This window comes from Paenibacillus sp. DRB1-1 (assembly GCF_052119485.1).
GTDB lineage: Bacteria > Bacillota > Bacilli > Paenibacillales > Paenibacillaceae > Paenibacillus > Paenibacillus polymyxa_B.
Map to the genome: position 1 here is coordinate 2,389,303 of NZ_JBODQH010000001.1, position 20,708 is coordinate 2,410,010.

Here is a 20,708-nt window from a genome sequence, read left to right on the forward strand (position 1 = left end):
GTGAACGTGCTTTATTTATTTCAACCCGTATTCCACACTCTGTGAATCTTGGCTTCTGCTTTCTTCAGTTCTAGCAAATATATGTCGGGATTCGAAAGTTTTTTCCACTCCTCAAAACCAAACTGCGGATCGTAATGTCGAATGAGAAGAGATAATAAAGCTCCATGAGTTACAATGATAACCGTTTTCTCCGCCCGCTCTATAAGCTCCTGGACAAGCTGGATTCCTCGATCTGCTGCTTCACGAGATGATTCTCCTCCCTCCAGCTTCAAGTCCTCGTCCAAATACGTCTGCTCCAGCACGTCCAGCCAATGATCCAGATGCTCACAGCTAAGTACACGTTCCTGAAGACGTGGATCAGTATATACCTGCAACTGTCTACGCTCAGCCAAGGGCTGAATGGTTCGCACAGCCCGTTTCCATGGGCTGGACACTATATATTCCACACCTACATTCTCCATAAAATCAGCCAACTGCTCAGCTTGTCGGGTACCTTCATCGGTGAGTCGGGCATCTGGTTCCTGTCCGGTTGCTTGGGCATGTCTGACAAAGTAAATTTTCTTCACATCATCGCTCCTAACCGTCACACAAATGTAGTATTCCTCATATTTACAAATAATTATTTTTATGTTATAATATAGGTTTACATATTTAGATTTCATGATACGATTCCTTTGTATTACATCAACTCTTATGGGAGGGATTCGATGCAATTAGACAAGGGAATACACATACTTCAGGTTTCTGCTAACATCATGGGAAGTATAGAGAGTATTTACCCTACCTTAATGTGGGACGAAGATAACATGATTTTAGTCGATACGGCTTACCCCGGGCAACTCTCACTTTTACATGAGGCTATTCTAGGCACCGGATTAGCAATCCATAAACTTACCTCCATATTAATAACACACCAGGATCTTGATCATATCGGCAGTTTAGCAGATATAATCCGGGCTTCCTCATCCCCAGTTCAAGTATTAGCCAGTTCTATCGAAAAGCCTTATATACAGGGAGAACAACAGCTTATAAAGCTGACTCCAGAAGCAATAGATCAAGCTGTAAGCGCCATGCCCGAATCCGTTCCGGTAGAGTGGAGACACGCATTCCGGCGTACACTTGAAAATCCCCCAAAGGCTATTGTAAACTCCACCATCGTTGCCGGAGAGGAATTACCCTTCTGTGGGGGGATCGTAGTTATAGATACTGCTGGACATACACCAGGACACCTAAGTTTCTATCATAAATTCAGTCAAACCCTGATTGCAGGAGATGCTCTACGCTTGGTAAGCGGCAAATTATTGGCTCCAGACCCGCAATACTGCTGTAATTTCAATATGGCCAAAGAATCTCTTAAAAACCTGCTGCCATATGATATTAAAAAAGTGATTTGCTTTCATGGAGGGCTGTACGAAGGCAATTGTAATCAGCGGATATCTGAAATATGTGAATCCTAGCTTTTGATCACATGGTCATACCCGATCCTTGACCGGTCAGTGAATCATCTAAAGAAAAGACTAACCAGGAATTCCTGGTTAGTCTTTTCTGAATGAGAACTAGGCTTTTAAGTGAACTCTTAATACGGGTACTTCTGAAGAGGCAGATGTTCCTTCCAAGATTTCCACATGACTGATCATCTCTTGCCCGTCTGGAACGATTACCGGAGTAATTACAGGCAATCCACCCTGTTGAATCGCGTCTAGATCAAATTCCATCAGTAATTGCCCTGCTTTAATGTTATCTCCTGTTTGAACGTGAGGATTAAACCCTTGTCCTTTGAGGGAAACTGTATTAATCCCGACATGTATCAAAATTTGTACACCGGATTCATGCTCAATGATCAGAGCATGCTTACTTTTCTCCATCACGTGGACGACTTTACCCGTAAAAGGAGCAGTCACTTTACCTTCAGTTGGATGAATAGCGATTCCTTCCCCCATAGCCTTCGTTGAAAACGCAGGATCTGGAACCTCTTCAAGGGAAACCACTTTTCCTTTGATTGGTGCTACCATGTCGAATTCTTCAATACGAGGAGCCGCCTTCTTTTTCAACCATTTAAACATAACGATGCCACCTTATTTAGAGAGTACATTCATAAACAGTGAATAGGGCTTAACTACACCTTTTAAGGAACCGGTTCCACAAAAGAATAAAAAGAAGAGTGGAAGCGATTTCTATCTGAATTATAGTGAATGCCTTTCCAGAATGTCAAGATGCTCCTCTCCGTTTCTAAAATCACTCCAATTAAAGATACAGAAACATTTTATAGCGAGCATACTTTACATCCTTTCACTAAAATTGGATAATGATCAGTTGTAAAGTATGCACATTCATATTATATACTTACCTAAAGGAGAGTGTAATTTATGAGTGAACCCTGTGTTCCGTCTGGCGTGGTCCTAAAAGACACTGGCTTTGGATATACGTTGTCCTTAATAAGCGGTAAATATAAAATGATCATTATATATTGGCTTTTTGAAAATAAGGTTATGCGACATAACGAGCTGAAGCGAAGTATCGGTACCATTTCCTTCAAAACACTAAGCATCATGTTAAAAGAGCTAGAGGCAGATGGCCTTATCATACGCAAGGAATTCCCCCAAATACCTCCAAAAGTTGAATATTCATTATCTGAACGCGGTCTTTCTCTCATTCCATTGTTAAATATGATGTGCGAGTGGGGAGAGGAAAATGGTTTGCCAGCTCTGGAGGACGGACGGCAATAGGCAATTCCTATTACAGGCTGTCAATAAAATTCAAATAATCTCGTGCGCTTTTCTCCAATTCGCTTTCGGACGTACCCATCTCATTTTCGCCAGACTCTTTTTCTGTACCATAAAACGCAAAGAACGAACGGTAATTTGCATTGCAATATAGGAAGGTTGTTTCAAAAGGAGATAATAGCTGCTCAAGTGTATAGCGATATCTTCCTTCTTCACTATAATCTTCTTTTTTACTTCCGGCAGATACTGCTAAAGCAACCTTACGATTCTTTAATTTGTCACCTCCATTTGAACCATGAGCCCAGCCATAAGCAAAAACATCGTCAAGCCATTTTTTTAGGAGAGGCGGACTGTTAAACCAATAAACAGGAAACTGTAAAATAAGATTGCTATGTGATTCAATGAAGTGCTGCTCTTTTTCCACATCAATGTTCCCGTCAGGGTAAACCTTATGCAATTCGTGGATAGTATACTTTTCTGGATATTTTTTGAGCTCTTCTACCCATCGCCTATTTATGACAGATGCCTCGATGCTTGGATGTGTAACGATAACAAGAGTTTTCAAAGAATTGTCCTCCTTAAGTATTATTTATTTTTGAGTATAAAGTGAGCGCTACAAATATGTAAGTATGCACTTTCAGGACAACTACTTACTAAAAGGTTAGTGTCAAACTCAGATAAATAAAAAAAGCAGCCCACAGATGTGGCTGCTTTTTTACAATATTATTGCTGCGTTAACGCTGGGCCTATCCTTCCAGCGCCTGCTTCAATTCCTCAGGCGAAGCGTCCCACCATTCCTCGTTATGCGAAATTAGCAGGCTTTTAAGCGCTGCTCTATCTTCGCTACCGAGATCATCCAGCATGAAACGACGCTTGAGCGCGTAATCCATACGGTTGACGTGATCGGCGAGGATTTTCCAGCCGCGTTTGGCTTCGTCGTCAATCAGCATCTCGCAGGCAGTGGCACCGCCGTACATGCGTCCTTCGGGCGTACGATCCACGGCTACCCATACGAGCCATACCTGGCGTCCGTTCGGTACATCCTCTTTATTCGTAGAGAACTTGATACCACGTTCTACTTTACTTTTGGCATGCATGGCACCGATATCAATTTTTGCCTCTCCTCGGTCAATAATGACCGGGGACATGCTGTTCAGGTCGATTGAGCCTGCGCCGAAACCCTTATGTTTACTCTTGCCACTGACAATGTTCAGTGCAATCTGTTTTTTGCCGTCCGGCTGATTTTCACTCATGCGTCACTAGACCTCCATTTTCCGTCTTCACACTCATTCTACACTATAAATATTTTAACTAATAATCTCCTGAAAGCAAACATATACATGCTGTAGATGCTTGTCAACGGGAGGTATCCATTGTATGACCCCAGCACGCACTAAAATCGTTTTATTGTCTACACTAGCCCTCGGTCTCCTCGCAGGGACGTTATGGTTTGCCTGGCAGCCCCAATCGCAATCCGACCCGCAGTCCATAGGCCAACCACTATACGGCTCCCTGTCTGAGTCTGCGCTTGTCCCAAATATGGGCAAGCCTCTAGGGGCAAACATCCTGCCTGACCTGCCCAAGAACCCTCCACAGCCCGCTACAGAAATCCTCAGCAAACGGGTGGTAGAGTACCACATTGATGTGTCTCTGGAAAAAGGACAGGTTTTGCGAGGCACTGAGACCCTGACCTGGAAGCACCCGGGCAAGAAAACCGTGAATGATCTGTATCTTCATCTATACCCGAATGCCTTCTCTTCCATGGAGACCACCTTTATGAAGGAATCCGGTGGAAAGCTGCGTGGAGACACCATGCCCAAAGACGGCTTTGGCTCTATGACGCTGACTGAACTAAAAACAGAAGACGGTTTATCTCTCATGCACCGCATCCAATATGTGCAGCCAGATGACGGTAACGCAGGCGACCGTTCGCTCATGAAGGTGCGTCTACCCAAGCCGGTACGAGGTGGCGAAGAAATCACTTTATATATGAAGTTTGAGGTAAAACTGCCCGCCATCTTCGCTCGTATGGGTGCGACAGATGATTTTGTAATGGCAGGACAGTGGTTCCCGAAGCTCAGCGTCTACGAGACTGCAGGGCAGCGTGGACGCGCCGAAGAGGGCTGGAACCTCCACCAGTATCATGGTAACTCCGAGTTTTATGCCGATTTTGGAATTTACAGCGTACGGATTCGGGTGCCTGAAACTCATATCGTAGCAGCGACCGGATTTCCCACCCGTGGTGCCGTCAGACAGAACGGCCAAAAAATATATCAATTTTATGCCGATGATGTACACGATTTTGCCTGGTCCGCTTCACCCAACTTTGTAACCGTAGAAGAACCCTTTTCTTCTGCTGAAGTCCCTGGTGTCAAAATCAAGCTCTACCTTGACCCGTCGCACAAGGAGCTCAAAGGGCGCTATATGAGCGCCGCGAAGGCCGCCCTTTCGTACTACAGCAAATGGTACGGGCCTTATCCATATTCCACCCTATCCATCGTCGTTCCACCCAAATCAGGCAATGGAGCCGGCGGTATGGAGTATCCGACACTCATCACAGCCGCTGCTGCGGGTAATCTGAATCCTGGCTATAGTCTGGAACGAACATTAGTTCATGAGATTGGACATCAATATTTCTACGGAATGGTAGCCAATAACGAATTTGAGGAGCCGTGGCTGGATGAAGGCTTCACCTCCTATGCAGAGGAGCGGCTTATGGAGCAAGAATATGGGCTTAGCCCCAACTTGCCATTACAATCGGGACAGGTAGCCTCCCCACAGCCGCTCAACCGCGAGTCATGGAAGTACGGCTCGGCTACTGAGTACGCGCAAAATGCCTACTCTCGAGGCAAGCTGGTACTACGGGGCATTGAACGTCAGGTGGGTATGAAAAAAATGGATCGGATTATGCGGACCTACGTCCAGACGTACCGATTTAAGCATCCGTCCTCCCAGGATTTTCAACGTATCGTGGAGAGAGTCACCGGACGCTCATGGAGCCACTATTTTGAACAGTATGTATATGACGGCCAGATGGCGGACTTTTCGGTGGATCATATCACGAACCACAAGCTGGAGAATGGATATGAAGCCGTCGTGACGGTCAGCAAAAAAGGGGCGGATTATCCCAAGATCCCTGTCCAATTTACCTTCAAGGATGGTACTACGATATTCAAGGCTTGGGACGGCGCGGGCAAAAGCACAACTTTTCGGATCAAAAGTACTTCTCCCGTTTCCTATGTAACCCTTGATCCTTTATATACCATTGCACTGGAGAACAAGCATATTAACAATAGCCTAAAGGCCGAATTGGACGAAAAGCAACAAACCCGTTGGAATGTAAGTGTAACCAAGCTGTTAGAAACACTGCTTGGAAGTCTGTCATGGTGAGGTGTCTATAGATGCGGACTGTTATAAAAGAGGGCTGGGCGCTGGTGCGCATACGATTCTATATCGTTATCATTTTATTTCTATATCGACTACTGTGGGGGGTGTTTCTCTATCGGTTGGTGCAGTCTGCCGTTATCCCGCTACTGCTCCGTTATCCTGATCAGGGTCAAAACGAGCTGGGACAGACCTTGTTTTGGATGGAGAGCCAGATTGCTCTGATGGACAGCCGGGAAGTACATGTGTATTTGTGGATACTACTAGGGGCGACTGTACTACGTATACTGATCACTCCCTTCATTAGAGCCGGAATATATCAAAGCCTGCATACCGATGCTACTGAACCGCAAAGCCTGTCCTTTTTCAAGGGTATGAAGCGCCATGGCATGTCGTCGCTGTTGTATTACACCATCGAGTTGGGACTGCTGCTGCTTCCCTCCTTTTGGGTAGTACCGAGACTCTACCCTATTGTAGCAGGAACGCTTCAATCTCCCTCTTACCTGCTGCATTTGTTGCCCTATGCCATGGGGTGGATGGCTTACGGATGGTTCATTCGGCAGTGCATCCTGTATATGCAACTGGGGACTGTCGGTGGTCACGCCATACTATCGTCCCTGCTCGCCTTCTTTCGCCAGCTCCTCCCAGCTGTCGGTGTATCCCTTTTGCTCGGTGCTTGTGTGCTGCTGGTCTTCGGTCTATTTGGCACCGTGGCGATGATTTGGACTGGCATGCTGGCGCTCATTCTCCAGCAATCGTATCATTTTGTTACTAGTCTGGTCAGGCTGTGGCATATCAGTTCGCAGTACAGACTATGGCATACCGATATCTCCAGTAGAAGTTAAGCCCTGCCTTTATGTTTTTTACTTCATTTCCGTCTGTCGAAAAATCTCGATTCATATCCGCGCAAACGACACATAACTGAATACTGTTAACAAGATCTGTTCCTTGGACATTAGGAGCAGATTTTTTTTTGTAACTTTTTGCAATGAAACATTTGCCAAAGCCAGCCGTCTTTGTTACAATAATCGCAGTGAACTGATAGTAACAACTTTGTAATCTTTATTGTAACCTTTATCTCAAAAATAACGTTATTGTGAATACTGCTCTCCAAGGTGCACATCTTAAGTTAAGCCTAATTCCTGGCACCTAGGAAGCGGGGGAACCAGTTTGGGTGAATTGATCTCGCAACAGAGTGGTCATAGGGGAACCTTCTACCGAATCCTTAAGCTAACCTCGCAGGCATTGGAAGGGGTATATTTTTTTTGAAGAAGAAGCTAACGATCGCAGCTATGGGTCTTGCCATTGCCTTTACATCTTTTACATTCGGTGGCGGCAGTGCATATGCAGACTCCAAGATGGACCAGGTCATTCAAGATGCCAAAGGAACGAGCTACAGAAGCGGAGGCACTACACTCGAGGGATTCGATTGCTCCGGCTTCACAATGTATGTATTCAACAAACTGGGAATTAAACTTCCGCATCAATCTGGATCACAATTCAAAATGGGATCTTCTGTATCCCGCGATGAAATGAGACCTGGAGACCTGGTGTTCTTCAACACCACAGGAAGAGGCATTTCCCATGTAGGTATCTTCGTAGGTGAAGGGAAATTTGCCCACTCCTCGACTTCACGTGGTGTAGTAGTTAGCTCACTGAACGAAAATTATTACGCTAACCGCTATGTCGGTGCAAAAAGAATTATGAGCACAGACGCTTACCATTCTGTAGCTTCAGAAATTCCTGATGACGACAACGTAGAATAACTAACGCACAGCAAGCTAACCCTAGCCGCAATTTGATTCTGGCCGGAATCGAATTGCGGTTTTTTATGTCCACAACATCAGCAATTATTATCATTACTGACGAACTGAAGCCTCAAAAGGTTTCAATTTTAGCGAACATCGTCGGTTTTACCGTCAGCGCTGGGGGAGCATATGAGCAGTAAATCCTTCTTATTGAATGTATACCCGACTTGAGTATGAAATAAACACGCTTGCCATTCCCCTGCAACTTGTCTACAATCTGTTGTTAATGATTGAAGTACTTGTAAAAGGAGGATGGAACACATGCCGGCCTCAATATCTAACTATCGGATCGTACCGATGGACGAGCATCAAGCGGCTGCAATCTGTGAGTGGCGCTATGATCCACCTTATAATATATACGGATGGCTCCCCTGGGAACAAATGAAGGCGCTTGAAGTCGAATTTGGAAGTCCCACGCTTCGCCAAGAGCAATATGTTGCTGTACTGGATGAAGAGAATAAGCTGACGGGATTTGCCCAATATTTCCCTATGATCGGTGTGACCCGGCTAGGTCTTGGAATGCATCCTGAAAGATGCGGACATGGCAAAGGCGCTGATTTTGTCCGTGCCATTGCAGAGGAAGCCCAACGACGCAACCCGAAGAATGAAATTGATCTAGAGGTACTTACTTGGAATCATCGCGCTATCCGGGCTTACAAGGCGGCTGGATTTGAGCTTACAGATACCTATGAACGCCAGACTCCCGATGGCAAAAAACCGTTTTATTGTATGGTATATCGTCCCGAGCACCAAACCCAGGTTCTATGATAAAAGCGCCTTCGGCATACAACCGCGATGTTGTATAGCGAAGGCGCTTTTATCATCATACGACCGATCATTACAAGCTCAATGACTGCTGCGCATTTTTTCAAAAGCTTCATTATATTGTTGGGCTTCCTTAATATCCACGGCCATAATACCGCCGTCGTCCCAAGAGGTCAAACGCAGAGTCACGGTCTTGTAATCAATCGTAATAAATGGATGATGATTGAATGCTTCAGATATAGCGGCAACTTCATCCACGAATGCAATCCCTTTCATAAAACTGGAAAAATTATATTTCCGAACGATCCAACGTCCTTCCTCCAGTTCCCAGCCCTCCAGTTTCTCCAGATGTGCTTCAATCTCTTCTTGTGTAAAAGGCATGTTACGAACTCCTCCCCGTTTATACGGAAGCCTTTCGACCGCTTAAATACGGCCAAAACTACGATATATTGGTGTACATATTACCACGGCCCCGTTGATAAATCCATAAGACGGACCTCAAATCAAAGGTACTGACGTCAGCTCCTCGTCTCCAATGAGTACATAGATACGATGGTGCTCCGGCTCATAGATCACAACGCCACTGCCTACAGTGATTATGGGCTCTGTACCCAGTGCATAGAATAAGTCTTCTGCCAAAGCTTCATTGACTTCCTGGCGTCCCGCCGGGTCCAGCCTGTCCCAATCTTCTACTTCCATCTCGAAAAATTCGTAGCTGTCTGGGATGCGTCCCACAGCCTCTGTCAAATCGTTCAAAATTTGTTCATACTCACGCCCATGCTTTACTCCCATGCCATTTCCTCCAATGGTTCCGCCATTCAATACATAATCACCTTATTATACCGGAAATTCGCACTTAACAAAAAAGAGAGTTTTGTCGATAAATACTATAATCCGTCTTGTAATGACGCGCTTGGGGCAAGGACGACCCCGGCGGCATGAAAGGATTCAAAATCTATTCTCATGGATGAGGTGTATCATGCAAATTTCAACCATTATCGGACTTGTGCTCGGGATTATGTCACTGGTCGTCGGGATGATCTTAAAAGGCGCTCCGGTCGTCAATCTGGTCAATAATCCCGCTGCTTACATGATTATTTTCGTCGGAACGGCAGCGAGTATATTTATGGCCTTCCCGATGGCAGAAATCAAACGGATTCCGAAGCTGTTCAAGGTTATTTTCACCGAACAAAAACTGTTAGACCGCAAAGAACTCATCGGTACGTTTACCGAGTGGGCATCCATTACCCGTCGTGAAGGTCTGCTCGCCTTGGAATCTAAGGTAGAGGAAATCGACGATCCCTTTATGCGTGGCGGCATGCGAATGATTATTGACGGAAATGATCAGGAATTCGTACGGGACGTTCTGATGGAGGATATCAATGCTACCGAAGATCGACATCGCTCTGGCGCGCTGATCTTCTCTCAAGCTGGTATGTACGCTCCAACGCTCGGGGTACTCGGTGCGGTTGTAGGTCTGATCGCCGCTCTGGCCGACCTTAGTGACATGGAAAAGCTCTCTCATGCCATTGCAGCAGCCTTCATTGCGACGTTGCTCGGTATTTTTACAGGTTATGTCCTGTGGCATCCGATGTCCAACAAGCTCAAACGGTTATCCAAAAAAGAAGTAGAGCTTAAATTAATGATGGTCGAAGGTCTGCTTTCCATTCAATCGGGGATATCTACGATTGCCATCAGTCAGAAACTGACGATCTTCCTGACTCCGACCGAACGGGCTACGATGACCCAGAAGGATGGCGATTCCAGTGAGTAAAAAGAGACATGAACCGCATGAAGAGCATGCTGACGAAAGCTGGCTGTTGCCATATTCCGACTTAATGACCCTTCTGTTGGCTCTTTTCATTGTCTTATTCGGTATGAGCTCGCTCGACGCCAAAAAATTTGAAACTATGGCTCAATCCATGAGTGCAGCTTTTAATGGCGGCACTGGCGTGCTGGATCACTCGGCCGCGAATCCGTCGTCACAATCCATGGATATGGGCAAAAATAAAGAACAAGTATCACAACCCTTAAAATCGAAAGCTACTTCTACCTCTGAACTGCAAAAACAGTTGGCCCAGCGGGAAGAAGAAGATTTAAAAAAGCTTAAAAAACAGATGGATCAATACATTCAAAATAACGGCCTGACCCCGTTGCTGAATACCAAGCTGAACCAATCACAGCTGATGATCACTATTAGTGATAATGCCCTATTTTCATCCGGGCAGGCCGAAGTAAAGCCGGAAGCAAGAAAGCTGGCCAAGTCTATTTCTAGTATGCTTCAGCAGTTCCCTGGCTATGATGTTATCGTATCGGGTCACACGGATAATGTACCGATCTCCAACAGCCAGTTCCCGTCCAACTTTGATTTGAGCGCCAAGCGCTCTCTGAATTTCTTGCGTATCTTGTTGCTCAATCCAGATCTCGATCCAACCAAGTTTGTATCCATCGGTTATGGCGAGTATCGTCCATTGGCAAGCAATCAAGATGGTCAAGGACGCTCCAAAAACCGTCGTGTTGAAATATCTGTTCTCCGCAAATACCAGAACGGGACACAAGTCATCAGTCCTACCTCAAGCTCGAGTGAAGGTTGATTATGTATATGTTATATGAACAAAGGCACCGCCGCATTTTTATGCAGCTGGTGCCTCTTTGTTTATGCTTCCTGTACTCTGGCCTGTCAGATACGACGATCATACGCTGTAGGCTATATGAAGCCCCTCTGGCATTAGCTAAGCGTATAATCGAGCATCTGTCCAAGCTCCAGCTTCTCAGCCTCTGTGAGATCACGCCAGGCACCTTTCTGAAGGGACCCCAACCGAATATTCATGATTCGCAGGCGTTGCAGTTTTTTTACTTCATAACCGAAGGCAGCACACATACGCCGGATCTGACGATTTTTTCCTTCAGTCAGGATAATACGGAATACATACTCAGATACACGCGTCACCTCACAAGGTAGCGTTCGCTGACCGAGTATTTTCACCCCGCTGGACATACCCTGCACAAAAGATGGTATGACAGGGCGATCCACCGTTACGATATATTCTTTCTCATGCTTGCCTTCTGCCCGTAAAATCTTATTCACAATGTCTCCATCATTGGTAAGTAAAATGAGACCTTCCGAATCCTTATCCAGGCGTCCAATCGGGAATATCCGCTGCGGGTGCCCCACAAAATCAACAACATTGCCTCTAATGTGGCTCTCCGTTGTACTTGTGATGCCCACCGGCTTGTTCAATGCAATATAGACGTGATCGGACTTCTCGCGCAGTGGCTTGCCGTTCACGCGAACATCATCGCCTTCTTCCGCTTGACTACCCAGCACAGCCACTTCGCCGTTAATCGTCACGCGGCCGCTCTCTACCAGCTTGTCTGCCTCCCGGCGCGAGCAAAAGCCGGTTTCGCTGATAAACTTGTTAATGCGCAACCTGTGTACCCTCCATTTCTACTAACACACTTCCTCCTGCGCCCCAGCCCGTTACTCCGGCTTGGCAATCGGAAGCTGCACCAGGGCTGTCGTTCCCTCTCCCTCTGTGCTTTCAATATCCAGTGTGCCTTTATGACTCTGTATAATACGCTGACTGACCATAAGTCCTAGTCCTGTCCCTGTTTCTTTGTTTGTGAAAAAAGGTTCTCCTAGCTTGGACAGCATTTCTGCAGGAATACCCGTTCCCTGGTCCCGTATGAAGATTTTAACGCTTTCTCCCTCCAAGAACAAATGAATCGTGATGATACCACCTTTACTCATAGCCTCCATGCTATTTTTAAGTAAATTAATGAATACCTGTTTTAACTGATTTTCTTCGGCGTATACCAGGGCAGGCTCGTCCGTGACCTGAAGATTGAATACAATGCCCAGCAGATGCGCTTGACTATCTAGTAAAGAAATCACGTCGCTCACAATATAGCGAACATCTTTTTTCTGAAAATGCACTGCCTGTGGCTTCGCCAGTATTAAAAACTCGCTAACGATCAAATTAATGCGATCCAGCTCAGACATCATAATATCGTTGTGTTTCATATTCAACACTTGGTTTTGCTGCTGTAGTTGGAGAAAGCCACGTAGCGTGGTTAGCGGATTACGAATCTCATGCGCTACGCCTGCCGCTAGTTGTCCGACGGTTGTCAGTTTCTCTGATCTGCGCAACAGCTCCTCCATCCGGTTGCGACCCGTGATATCACGCGACACGCAGATGAATCCCAAAATCTGGCCTTCTTCATCTAGAATAGGCGACGTACTCATACTAATCTCTACCGTGCTTCCATCCTTACGCATTCTAAGGGACTCACTTGATACGATGCTCTCTCCCTGAAGCAGGCTCTTCTTCTGAAATTCATACTCCTCCTGTTGCTGCGGAGGTACAAACTCCAGCTTACGACCAACCAATTCTTTCTTGGTCCAGCCGTACAAAGCTTCGAAGGCATGATTGACCCGAACGACACGATCCTCCTCGTCAGTCACATGAATCGCATCTGCTGTCTGATTAATAACCGATTCCAGATGCTCCTTTACAGAACGGTTCTCTTCATACATCTGTTCGAGTCTTCTCGTATACATCCCCAAATTGTAGGCCATCGCATTGATGCGCTCACCCAACTGTGCAAGCTCATGACCACCCTTGATTTCTAGCCGTGTATCAAAATGACCATCAGCCATCTCGTTCACTTTCCCCAGAATCGACTGGATTGGGCGAACAAACAGACTTGCCAGCACATAGCTTCCAATGATTACAACCTCTAAAAGGACAATGGAGATGGCAATTAAACTTATCAATTGCTTGGAAATAACAGAAGTAATCGTATCATAATTCATAACAATACGGATAACATAGGCTTCACGGTTAGCCGGGTAAAAAGGTATGTAACTGACGAGAACCCGTTCGCCTTTGATATAGCAGTCTTGTACAATACTCTCCCCAGAGAGAATAGCTCTGGACACGGCCAAACGATCTTCCTGCACTCTTGTTAGTTGATACGTGCCAAATTGGATCGGTTTATTGTACATGTAATAGTATTTCGAATCGTTCCCGTTCTTGTCCATCGAAGCGCCACCAAAGGTTGCAGGGTTAATTCCTGTAATCTCCATGATACGATAATCCACTTGTTGGGTTTGCTTTACGATCTCATCGGGGCTCAGGATGGTTATGAAATCTTGCACTGAAGTATCCTGAAAGGAAATTCGAATTAAGTAGTTACGTTTTTGGTCATAATAAAATCCCCATTTATTAATATGTGAGGAGCCTGAACCGATATAGTCAAATGATCCGGTCCAAAAATGATCCAGTTTCTGGCCTTGCGCCATTGCAGCCTGTCCGTGCTCATATAATTGGTCAACTGCATTTTTCCAATACCCTGTCATTGGATCAGATGGCGTTACTTCTTTTGGATTCGAGGATTTAACAATCTTATACCCCTGTCCGTCTCGAATCATCAAAGAAATATTAGTATCTCTGTGGAGTGAGGCTACCTTTTGAAGCTGTTCCTGCTGAATATTTCGGATGTCAGGACCTAGCTGATTGGCAGCCAATGTGGCAGAAAGCCACAGATTATATCCGAGCTGTTTGTCAACGGCCTCCCAGCTATGTTGGGTTTGTTCGATAGCTCCTCCGATAATTTTAGCGGTCAGAACCATTTTAGTTTCACTGTCACTTCTTAGATTTTCGTGGGTCGTGTAATAATTGAGTGCGATGTTTAACAACAGGATAAACAGGACGGACCCCGACAAAATGATCGTTATTCTGATTTTTATCGACACACTGATTTCTCACCTCTTGCCGTATGCTGGCGATTACTGGCAATTGCTAACTCAATGATACCGTAATAGCGCCTCTGATACCAGCATTTACATTTACCGGATATACATAAATACACACCTTGTGTACAGTATTGTCAATAGACGAGGGTTTGCCTACAATATAAGAAGATAATCATCCACAGGTAGTCCACAAATACACAGATTTTATTATAAACTGTGGATAAATCTGTGGACAAGTGCCGTGTTATCCACAATTTTATTCACATCATGTTAACAACGGAATATTTGTTCGTTGGATAATTCCGCGTTTGAAAGGAGCATTTTCCCAGTGACCACTATGGATCACGCCTATTGGATGAAAGAAGCCATTCAGGAAGCGTACAAGGCAGAAGCGTTGGGTGAAGTCCCCATCGGAGCTGTCATCGTAAAAGATAATGAAATCATCGGTCGCGGCTACAATTTGCGCGAGACGGGTGCTGACCCAACCGCACATGCAGAGATGGTTGCCATTCGTCAGGCCAGTGAGCATTTGGGTGCTTGGCGCCTGCTGGATTGCAGGCTGTATGTCACCCTAGAGCCGTGCCCAATGTGCGCCGGAGCCATTGTTCAATCACGAGTCCCCCATCTGATATACGGCACCACAGATCCCAAGGCAGGCTGTGCAGGCACGCTGATGAATTTATTACAGGAGCCTCGGTTCAATCATTGCACAGAGGTAACCAGTGGTATACTTCAGGAGGAATGTGCCTCGTTGCTAACGAGCTTTTTTCGGCATCTTCGGCAAAAAAGAGCGGCCGCCAAATTGTCTCCTCCCCCATCTTCATCCTGAGGGGGAAAATTCCAAAACACTTCATCTCATTGCTAATTCCCCATGGAAGGAGATCACCCCATGCCTATGAGCTTGTTTAATACGCCTCAAGGTATCTTTTTACGACCATTTAGCTTGGCGGATAGCGAAGCCCTTCTCACCCTTAGGCACCGAAATAGGGATTCCCATGCGCCTTATGAGCCGCTTTACGAGGATTCATTTTTCACATTAGAGAAACAGCAAGAATACATCCGTGAGAAATTGCGGCAAGCCGAAGAAGATCGAGGTTACGTGTTCGGTATCTTTCTCTTAAAGGAAGAACGACTCATCGGTTATATCTCCATTTCCAATCTAGTACGTGGAGTTGGACAATTCGCTGATATCGGCTACATGATGGATCATCATGAACAGGGTAAAGGGCATATGACCGCTGCCTTAAAGTTGATCATACAATATGCCTTTCGTGCCTTATCTCTACATCGTCTCCAAGCAGGTACTCTTTTGCATAATGATCGCTCACAACATGTATTAAAAAAGTGCGGCTTCCAGCCAGAGGGCATTGCTCGCAAGCTTGTACAAATTCAGGGCACATGGCAGGATCACCAGATGTTTGGACTTTTAGCTGAGGATGACGTGTGGCAGAGCTAAATGACTGCACAGGGACAACACTAACAGTAAACAAAAAACCGCCCGGCTTATGCCGAGCGGTTTTTTTACATCAAATTCGAAAAAAATGATGTTTTGAAATCATGTCATCCCATACTTAAGGAGCAACAGTTTGCATTTTTTGTTGCAGTTGTTCCATAGTCAGGACTTGATCACCTGTTGGAATACCCACTTTAAATGCTGCTTTAGCATTGATTTTGCTATATTGCGTGTAGCCTGTTACGGACAATTTTACATTGTCTTTTGTAGCCGGATCATTCATCTCTACATTCGCATTCAGGTCTTGATACACAGGAATGTCATCCTTGTTCAAAGCTGTGTTAATGTCAAATTGTTTCACCGTCAAATAGTTTTTCAACTCATCCAGCTTTTTGCTAACTTCGCTGGTGTTCGATTGCAGTTCTTTCTTCGCTTCAGCCAGCTCTTCCTTCTTCACTTGAAGCATGCCAGCATATTCATCCTTAGACATCACATCAAGGACTTTAGGAAGCGCCTTAGTGATAAATGTATTGGTCGCTTGCTTCACATTGTCGTTCGTTATTTTGAACTGAACTACTTGTTTAGCTTCAACGCCTTGTGGCAATTTAGCGTCTTTAGGATCAATATCAAAGAAGTACGTAGCTTGATCATACTCGTTCATAATCGCAGCAATCACTTCATTCGCAAATTTCTGCGATTTTTCCTGATCCATGGCTGCAGGGTTAAATTCTTGTCCTGATTGTTTAGCCAGTTCTTGTGGATCAATGATCAGGAATTTACCTACAACATCCTGTGGAAGCGGGTAAAATGGAATATTAGGAATTTTAACGTACAGTTTATCTTTAGTCATTACCATTGGAATCGTGAAGCTGGTGGAAAGATCACCTTTCAAATGAATGCCGAGCGTCATTTCAGATTGGAAAGGTTCCTTTTGGTACACACCGTCCAACGTAATATCAGCATTTTTCAGCATGCTAGTTACCATTGCACTTTGCTCACTTGGAACAGAAGCGGATGTAATGGTCAGTTCCTTAATCGTGAATTGACTTTTGGATTCATAAGAATTCAATTTCATTGCGTTAGCTGTACCGTTCGTAACAGCTTCCTTCGGTTCTAACTTCTTGCTACAACCTACCAGGGCTACCGTCAAAAGCAACACCATAGTGAGTACCAAGACGGATAACTTTTTACTCATTGTGTAGATTCTCTCCTCTCGTATTTAACCCCTTTTTTTATGCTAACAAAAAAAATACACACCCTCTATTTTAACTCATATTCTCAAACGGCGAAACACTTATTGGAAAATTTTCTTACAATAAGCACAAAGACACCCTGGCTCTCTAACCAGGGTGCTTACACTATGCAATATATTTTAGGAGAAAGGTCTGTCTGCTTATGAGCCTTCTCTATTATGGTGATCCACGTGATTCCGCTGTTTCACCTTCTTGGAACCAGATAACGGCTCCTGTTGATGACTACGCTCACGCTTTTCGTTACTTCCACCAGAATCCTGTGCTTCGGGAACAGGAATGGCTTTAGGCTTGCTCATTTATGCATCCTCCATTCTCAGTCTATATTTTTGGTACGTCAACGAATCCGTTTATTACCATTAAAAATAGGACTATAGATGGTGTAGATCTTCCGTTTTATCGTGATTTAGTGAATCCTGATGACGGCGATCATTACGATCCTGCTGCACTTGCTGTGCCTGATGACTATTAACTGGACGTTGCTCCAAATCATCAACAATGTTAGACAGGTTTTTATCCAGTCCGTTTTTGGCTTTTGTCATGTAGCCTTCCTCCTCATTCCTTCATGACCTACGAATGCGTCAACGACTGTAATGTTTGGGCACATTGGTGAATATGCCGAGTATAATCGGACACTAACTGCTGAATGATATCTGTTCGTTCATCCACAGACTGTCCGTCTCGCTCTACATCGACTAAGCTAACCTGTACTTCCCGGGAGTCTACATAAGTACATGCAAAATCAAAGGAGTACATTTGTCGGCCTTCAACCTCGATGTGGATTCGTATAGCCCGGTTGTTGGCTTCATCTGCCTGTACCTGTGATTTGTCTCCTGAATTCAAAAGAATCGGCAGTTGTTCCTGCCAGGCCTCTACCAGCTTTTGCTGATCTACTGTCATTTCTCGATTCATGCCAGCACCTCCACATCTGATAACGTGTGAAAAAAACGAGCTTTTTATACAACAAAAAAGCCACTCTCCACGATTCCTAATCATTAGCTTATAAAGGCCAATGTATCAGCTATCGTATTTGAATGGCTTGGTTTATTTAGAGTATGGCGGAGAGGATGGGATTCGAACCCATGCGAGCTTGCAATCTAACGGTTTTTAAGACCGTTACTACCTATGAAAAGCCGCCGAGCCTTGGTATGACTGGGTTTGTGAAGTCTAATGCAAGAACTGCTACAACTGCTGGCCAACGCTGCCGTGTCCCCCTTGCCATTATCTGGAGGAAACCAGGTGCACGGAGCTGCCCCGATAGCTCATTTTTATTGCACCAAAACTATAATAACTGATTGAGCTTGCTTTCAGGCTCTTCACCATTTTCTACACGTCTTATATTGTTTATAAAGAAATCATATCTTTTTTTATGAAATTTTCGACCATCAGGCATTCCTGCTGTATGGGGAGTAAGTATCACATTACCCAGATTCCGGAGCTCACTGTCAATAGGAAGCGGTTCAGATTCAAACACATCCAGGCATGCGCCTGAAATATCCCCGTTTTTTAATGCATCAATCAAGTCTCTTTCGTTGACAATCCCGCCGCGGGCTGTATTGATAAAAAGAGCGGTTTTCTTCATTTTCTTGAATGCCGCTTTGTTGATCAGTTGTTTGGTTTGCTGATTCAAGGGTACATGTATACTGACTATATCCGATGTGCTTACAAGAGTATTGAAATCCGTCATTTTCACAAAACCGTCAGATTGTACAAGAGCATTTCTCGCATAAGCCAGCACATTCATATCAAAAACCCTGCAAAATGCAGCTACTTTTTTTCCGATAGCGCCCAAACCGATAATCCCAATCGTTTTGCCTTTTAATTCACTCCCTGTATAGTCCAATTGATTTTCATCCATCCTGTTTTTCATGAAAGTATCAAGAAACGGTATGTTTTTATAATAAGACAATATCAGTGCCATTACGTGCTCGGCCACTGCCTGTGCATTCACTCCTGCAGCATTGGCCACCCAAATGCCGAGCTGTGTACAGGCAGGGACATCTACATTATCAAATCCTGCACCCGTCTGTACCAATTTTAATTTTTTTGCGATAGAAAGCAGGCTGTGATCCACTTTAATATGTTCAGGGATGATTACCTGGCAATCTTCAATATGATGCAGCATTTCTTTTCCGGGCGGGACAATTACAACATTCCATTCTTGAGGAAAATACCTTACAATATTTGATTTCGAGGTCTCGCTAAAATAGCCAACTATGAGAATCTTCATTGCTAAACCACCTTTCATTACCTATATCAATCTTCGAAGAAAACCCGTTTGATGATCTTCATTTTATCCTTTTGAAGAAGAAGTGATTATTTCCATATTATAGACTTCATCGGCAGTACAACCTCTTGAAAGGTCATTGATCGGTGCATTTAGCACTACAGGATCGGACCATATGCCTCAAAGTTTCCAAGACGCTGCGCTACCTTACAACCAATATTACCGGCATGAATACCTGGGAATATGAAAACGTACTATAATAAAGCAACTTTTAGAGCAATGGAAAAGACTTTTGCTGTTCTTGCCGTTTCAACAGCAATCTAATTACAGTGAAAAACATTTGACCCCTCGTCTTTATTAACGATAATTTTAAACATAAAGAATATTGTTGTAAAACTCAAATATTTTGTGAACTATTAATCATTTCTATATATTGAGGAGGTATTCTATGTATTTTCCTGGGATTGAAGCGTTTTTAGCTATCGGTTAAAGACATTGGAATAGGAAATGGGTGGCCTTTTGGTTGAGCGAAGAAAAGGGGCACCTAAAATCCTTCTGCCCCCAAAAGGGGAAAACTTTTTTAGCATTGCGGAAAGATGGGATGCTCTCTGGAGGGAAACACAAATCTTGCAGGCTAGCGGTTCGCAGTTAAGTCTGGCAATAAGCGCTGCCGAAAGTATAAGTCACTTTGTTTTGCCTCCTGTATATAGAATGCTTAATCAACATACCCCGTCCATCCGACTGCAAATTCGTACGCAGCATACTCAGGAAGCTTTTGATAGTATTGAGCGGCGCGAGATGGATGTGGCGTTTGTGGTGCGAGAAATCGTGTCGCCTAGTGTCACTGTTAAACCGTTTTTTACTGTAGAAATGATGCTGTTGCGCCTGGCTGTGTCGGGGCGGCAGGCCGGAGATACTGTTGAAATGGAAGAATTGGCGGCGCAAGACGAAGTCTTCATAAATTGGAATAGAGAGTTTCAATTCAGACATGACCAGTGGTGGGACCCTCTTTGCCCGTCCCGTGTTCATCTGGACACAGCGGGACTCATCACTACTTTTTTGAAGGACGCCAGACAATGGACGATAGTTCCCGCTTCGATTGCGCACATATGATGCGGATGGGGGATTTTGTTCTGGTAGCCCTCCAAGGTACGTTCTGCCGCTCCTGCCGCTTGCCGCGCGGTGTAATAACGTTTGAACAGCCCCTCCAGTGTCAGAATCTCAGGCGATACGCTCGCTCTCTCATCCTGCGCCACCCGAGACGTTTCCAAAACCGATGGACTCAGACGGTCGAGAAACCGCTGGGGAATGTCCAAACTATTCTTCCGCTGCCCGCGTTT

Annotated in this window: 24 protein-coding genes, 1 pseudogene and 1 riboswitch; of the genes and pseudogenes, 11 read left to right on the top strand and 14 right to left on the bottom strand. The window is 44.9% G+C overall.

The window, feature by feature from the left end:
* Window positions 1–20 precede the first annotated feature (20 nt).
* Window positions 21–566 (bottom strand): histidine phosphatase family protein, encoded by a 546-nt coding sequence (locus ACQW03_RS10595; protein ID WP_076294632.1) that lies wholly within the window; start codon window positions 564–566, stop codon window positions 21–23.
* A gap of 141 nt (window positions 567–707) precedes the next feature.
* On the opposite strand from ACQW03_RS10595, the gene ACQW03_RS10600 reads away from it, so the two are divergent.
* Window positions 708–1,457 carry an MBL fold metallo-hydrolase gene (locus ACQW03_RS10600; protein ID WP_071639051.1) on the top strand — a complete coding sequence of 250 codons (750 nt, stop codon included), beginning with the start codon at window positions 708–710 and terminating at the stop codon, window positions 1,455–1,457.
* Window positions 1,458–1,556: 99 nt separating this feature from the next.
* On the opposite strand, the gene ACQW03_RS10605 is transcribed toward ACQW03_RS10600, so the two are convergent.
* Complete coding sequence (locus tag ACQW03_RS10605; RefSeq protein WP_025723771.1) at window positions 1,557–2,063, bottom strand: PTS sugar transporter subunit IIA; 507 nt, start codon at window positions 2,061–2,063, stop codon at window positions 1,557–1,559.
* 303 nt (window positions 2,064–2,366) lie between these two features.
* On the opposite strand from ACQW03_RS10605, the gene ACQW03_RS10610 reads away from it, so the two are divergent.
* Window positions 2,367–2,726, top strand: a complete 360-nt coding sequence (locus ACQW03_RS10610) for a winged helix-turn-helix transcriptional regulator (RefSeq protein WP_071639050.1) — start codon at window positions 2,367–2,369, stop codon at window positions 2,724–2,726.
* Window positions 2,727–2,736: 10 nt separating this feature from the next.
* Here the strand turns inward: ACQW03_RS10610 and ACQW03_RS10615 are convergent, their stop codons facing one another.
* Together ACQW03_RS10615 and ACQW03_RS10620 are read right to left on the bottom strand one after the other, a co-directional pair.
* Window positions 2,737–3,288 carry an NAD(P)H-dependent oxidoreductase gene (locus ACQW03_RS10615; protein ID WP_071639049.1) on the bottom strand — a complete coding sequence of 184 codons (552 nt, stop codon included), beginning with the start codon at window positions 3,286–3,288 and terminating at the stop codon, window positions 2,737–2,739.
* A 181-nt stretch (window positions 3,289–3,469) separates the two neighbouring features.
* A complete protein-coding gene (locus ACQW03_RS10620; protein WP_028542596.1) occupies window positions 3,470–3,976 on the bottom strand; it encodes a YwhD family protein in 507 nt (168 codons plus the stop codon).
* Between the two features lie 124 nt (window positions 3,977–4,100).
* On the opposite strand from ACQW03_RS10620, the gene ACQW03_RS10625 reads away from it, so the two are divergent.
* The 4 genes from ACQW03_RS10625 to ACQW03_RS10640 all read left to right on the top strand — a co-directional run bounded on the left by ACQW03_RS10625 (window position 4,101) and on the right by ACQW03_RS10640 (window position 8,683).
* Window positions 4,101–6,113 (top strand): M1 family metallopeptidase, encoded by a 2,013-nt coding sequence (locus tag ACQW03_RS10625; RefSeq protein ID WP_076294629.1) that lies wholly within the window; start codon window positions 4,101–4,103, stop codon window positions 6,111–6,113.
* Between the two features lie 11 nt (window positions 6,114–6,124).
* Complete coding sequence (locus ACQW03_RS10630) at window positions 6,125–6,952, top strand: hypothetical protein (RefSeq protein WP_076294628.1); 828 nt, start codon at window positions 6,125–6,127, stop codon at window positions 6,950–6,952.
* 277 nt (window positions 6,953–7,229) lie between these two features.
* A riboswitch (cyclic di-AMP (ydaO/yuaA leader) is annotated at window positions 7,230–7,367 on the top strand.
* Between the two features lie 5 nt (window positions 7,368–7,372).
* Complete coding sequence (locus tag ACQW03_RS10635) at window positions 7,373–7,873, top strand: C40 family peptidase (RefSeq protein ID WP_025723776.1); 501 nt, start codon at window positions 7,373–7,375, stop codon at window positions 7,871–7,873.
* Between the two features lie 303 nt (window positions 7,874–8,176).
* The gene (locus ACQW03_RS10640) at window positions 8,177–8,683 is read left to right on the top strand and encodes a GNAT family N-acetyltransferase (RefSeq protein WP_013308187.1); all 507 of its coding nucleotides are present in this window, start codon (window positions 8,177–8,179) and stop codon (window positions 8,681–8,683) included.
* Window positions 8,684–8,761: 78 nt separating this feature from the next.
* Here the strand turns inward: ACQW03_RS10640 and ACQW03_RS10645 are convergent, their stop codons facing one another.
* Together ACQW03_RS10645 and ACQW03_RS10650 are read right to left on the bottom strand one after the other, a co-directional pair.
* Window positions 8,762–9,061 carry a 4a-hydroxytetrahydrobiopterin dehydratase gene (locus tag ACQW03_RS10645; RefSeq protein ID WP_007428083.1) on the bottom strand — a complete coding sequence of 100 codons (300 nt, stop codon included), beginning with the start codon at window positions 9,059–9,061 and terminating at the stop codon, window positions 8,762–8,764.
* Between the two features lie 117 nt (window positions 9,062–9,178).
* Entirely contained in the window at window positions 9,179–9,472 is a 294-nt protein-coding gene (locus ACQW03_RS10650; RefSeq protein ID WP_071639044.1) for a hypothetical protein, read from the bottom strand.
* 187 nt (window positions 9,473–9,659) lie between these two features.
* Between ACQW03_RS10650 and motA the strand changes: the two genes are divergently transcribed.
* Both motA and motB read left to right on the top strand, forming a co-directional pair.
* Window positions 9,660–10,454 carry a flagellar motor stator protein MotA gene (gene motA, locus ACQW03_RS10655; protein ID WP_013308185.1) on the top strand — a complete coding sequence of 265 codons (795 nt, stop codon included), beginning with the start codon at window positions 9,660–9,662 and terminating at the stop codon, window positions 10,452–10,454.
* On the top strand, window positions 10,447–11,274 hold the full coding sequence (motB, locus tag ACQW03_RS10660; RefSeq protein ID WP_071639043.1) for a flagellar motor protein MotB: 828 nt from the start codon (window positions 10,447–10,449) through the stop codon (window positions 11,272–11,274). Before motA ends, motB begins: the two co-directional genes overlap by 8 nt.
* A 134-nt stretch (window positions 11,275–11,408) precedes the next feature.
* On the opposite strand, the gene rluF is transcribed toward motB, so the two are convergent.
* Window positions 11,409–12,110, bottom strand: coding sequence for a 23S rRNA pseudouridine(2604) synthase RluF (gene rluF / locus ACQW03_RS10665; protein ID WP_025723782.1), 702 nt, complete (start codon window positions 12,108–12,110; stop codon window positions 11,409–11,411).
* Between the two features lie 51 nt (window positions 12,111–12,161).
* Window positions 12,162–14,438, bottom strand: a complete 2,277-nt coding sequence (locus tag ACQW03_RS10670) for a PAS domain S-box protein (RefSeq protein WP_441949635.1) — start codon at window positions 14,436–14,438, stop codon at window positions 12,162–12,164.
* A gap of 328 nt (window positions 14,439–14,766) precedes the next feature.
* On the opposite strand from ACQW03_RS10670, the gene tadA reads away from it, so the two are divergent.
* The gene (gene tadA, locus ACQW03_RS10675) at window positions 14,767–15,267 is read left to right on the top strand and encodes a tRNA adenosine(34) deaminase TadA (protein ID WP_076294625.1); all 501 of its coding nucleotides are present in this window, start codon (window positions 14,767–14,769) and stop codon (window positions 15,265–15,267) included.
* Between the two features lie 60 nt (window positions 15,268–15,327).
* The gene (locus tag ACQW03_RS10680; RefSeq protein WP_104494864.1) at window positions 15,328–15,894 is read left to right on the top strand and encodes a GNAT family N-acetyltransferase; all 567 of its coding nucleotides are present in this window, start codon (window positions 15,328–15,330) and stop codon (window positions 15,892–15,894) included.
* A gap of 115 nt (window positions 15,895–16,009) precedes the next feature.
* Here ACQW03_RS10680 and ACQW03_RS10685 read toward each other — a convergent pair whose 3' ends face one another.
* The 6 genes and pseudogenes from ACQW03_RS10685 to ACQW03_RS10710 all read right to left on the bottom strand — a co-directional run.
* Complete coding sequence (locus tag ACQW03_RS10685) at window positions 16,010–17,086, bottom strand: hypothetical protein (RefSeq protein ID WP_430182456.1); 1,077 nt, start codon at window positions 17,084–17,086, stop codon at window positions 16,010–16,012.
* A 198-nt stretch (window positions 17,087–17,284) separates the two neighbouring features.
* Window positions 17,285–17,440, bottom strand: coding sequence for a small acid-soluble spore protein P (locus ACQW03_RS10690; protein WP_025720032.1), 156 nt, complete (start codon window positions 17,438–17,440; stop codon window positions 17,285–17,287).
* 72 nt (window positions 17,441–17,512) lie between these two features.
* Window positions 17,513–17,683, bottom strand: a complete 171-nt coding sequence (locus tag ACQW03_RS10695; protein ID WP_007428073.1) for a hypothetical protein — start codon at window positions 17,681–17,683, stop codon at window positions 17,513–17,515.
* 28 nt (window positions 17,684–17,711) lie between these two features.
* On the bottom strand, window positions 17,712–18,053 hold the full coding sequence (locus ACQW03_RS10700; protein WP_013308177.1) for a hypothetical protein: 342 nt from the start codon (window positions 18,051–18,053) through the stop codon (window positions 17,712–17,714).
* Between the two features lie 370 nt (window positions 18,054–18,423).
* Complete coding sequence (locus ACQW03_RS10705; protein WP_441949639.1) at window positions 18,424–19,371, bottom strand: NAD(P)-dependent oxidoreductase; 948 nt, start codon at window positions 19,369–19,371, stop codon at window positions 18,424–18,426.
* Between the two features lie 63 nt (window positions 19,372–19,434).
* A pseudogene (locus tag ACQW03_RS10710) lies at window positions 19,435–19,619 on the bottom strand (phosphate acyltransferase); the annotation flags it as partial.
* Window positions 19,620–19,995: 376 nt separating this feature from the next.
* On the opposite strand from ACQW03_RS10710, the gene ACQW03_RS10715 reads away from it, so the two are divergent.
* Entirely contained in the window at window positions 19,996–20,481 is a 486-nt protein-coding gene (locus tag ACQW03_RS10715; RefSeq protein WP_441949641.1) for a LysR family transcriptional regulator substrate-binding protein, read from the top strand.
* Window positions 20,482–20,708: the final 227 nt, after the last annotated feature.

What these genes read in the sequence shown, in the direction of transcription:
- ACQW03_RS10600 (WP_071639051.1), top strand. Translation starts at nt 708, where the DNA reads ATGCAATTAGACAAGGGAATACACATACTTCAGGTTTCTGCTAACATC.
- ACQW03_RS10605 (WP_025723771.1), bottom strand. Translation starts at nt 2,063, where the DNA reads ATGTTTAAATGGTTGAAAAAGAAGGCGGCTCCTCGTATTGAAGAATTC.
- ACQW03_RS10610 (WP_071639050.1), top strand. Translation starts at nt 2,367, where the DNA reads ATGAGTGAACCCTGTGTTCCGTCTGGCGTGGTCCTAAAAGACACTGGC.
- ACQW03_RS10620 (WP_028542596.1), bottom strand. Translation starts at nt 3,976, where the DNA reads ATGAGTGAAAATCAGCCGGACGGCAAAAAACAGATTGCACTGAACATT.
- ACQW03_RS10625 (WP_076294629.1), top strand. Translation starts at nt 4,101, where the DNA reads ATGACCCCAGCACGCACTAAAATCGTTTTATTGTCTACACTAGCCCTC.
- ACQW03_RS10630 (WP_076294628.1), top strand. Translation starts at nt 6,125, where the DNA reads ATGCGGACTGTTATAAAAGAGGGCTGGGCGCTGGTGCGCATACGATTC.
- ACQW03_RS10640 (WP_013308187.1), top strand. Translation starts at nt 8,177, where the DNA reads ATGCCGGCCTCAATATCTAACTATCGGATCGTACCGATGGACGAGCAT.
- ACQW03_RS10645 (WP_007428083.1), bottom strand. Translation starts at nt 9,061, where the DNA reads ATGCCTTTTACACAAGAAGAGATTGAAGCACATCTGGAGAAACTGGAG.
- ACQW03_RS10650 (WP_071639044.1), bottom strand. Translation starts at nt 9,472, where the DNA reads ATGGGAGTAAAGCATGGGCGTGAGTATGAACAAATTTTGAACGATTTG.
- motA (WP_013308185.1), top strand. Translation starts at nt 9,660, where the DNA reads ATGCAAATTTCAACCATTATCGGACTTGTGCTCGGGATTATGTCACTG.
- ACQW03_RS10680 (WP_104494864.1), top strand. Translation starts at nt 15,328, where the DNA reads ATGCCTATGAGCTTGTTTAATACGCCTCAAGGTATCTTTTTACGACCA.
- ACQW03_RS10685 (WP_430182456.1), bottom strand. Translation starts at nt 17,086, where the DNA reads ATGAGTAAAAAGTTATCCGTCTTGGTACTCACTATGGTGTTGCTTTTG.
- ACQW03_RS10690 (WP_025720032.1), bottom strand. Translation starts at nt 17,440, where the DNA reads ATGAGCAAGCCTAAAGCCATTCCTGTTCCCGAAGCACAGGATTCTGGT.
- ACQW03_RS10695 (WP_007428073.1), bottom strand. Translation starts at nt 17,683, where the DNA reads ATGACAAAAGCCAAAAACGGACTGGATAAAAACCTGTCTAACATTGTT.
- ACQW03_RS10700 (WP_013308177.1), bottom strand. Translation starts at nt 18,053, where the DNA reads ATGAATCGAGAAATGACAGTAGATCAGCAAAAGCTGGTAGAGGCCTGG.
- ACQW03_RS10705 (WP_441949639.1), bottom strand. Translation starts at nt 19,371, where the DNA reads ATGAAGATTCTCATAGTTGGCTATTTTAGCGAGACCTCGAAATCAAAT.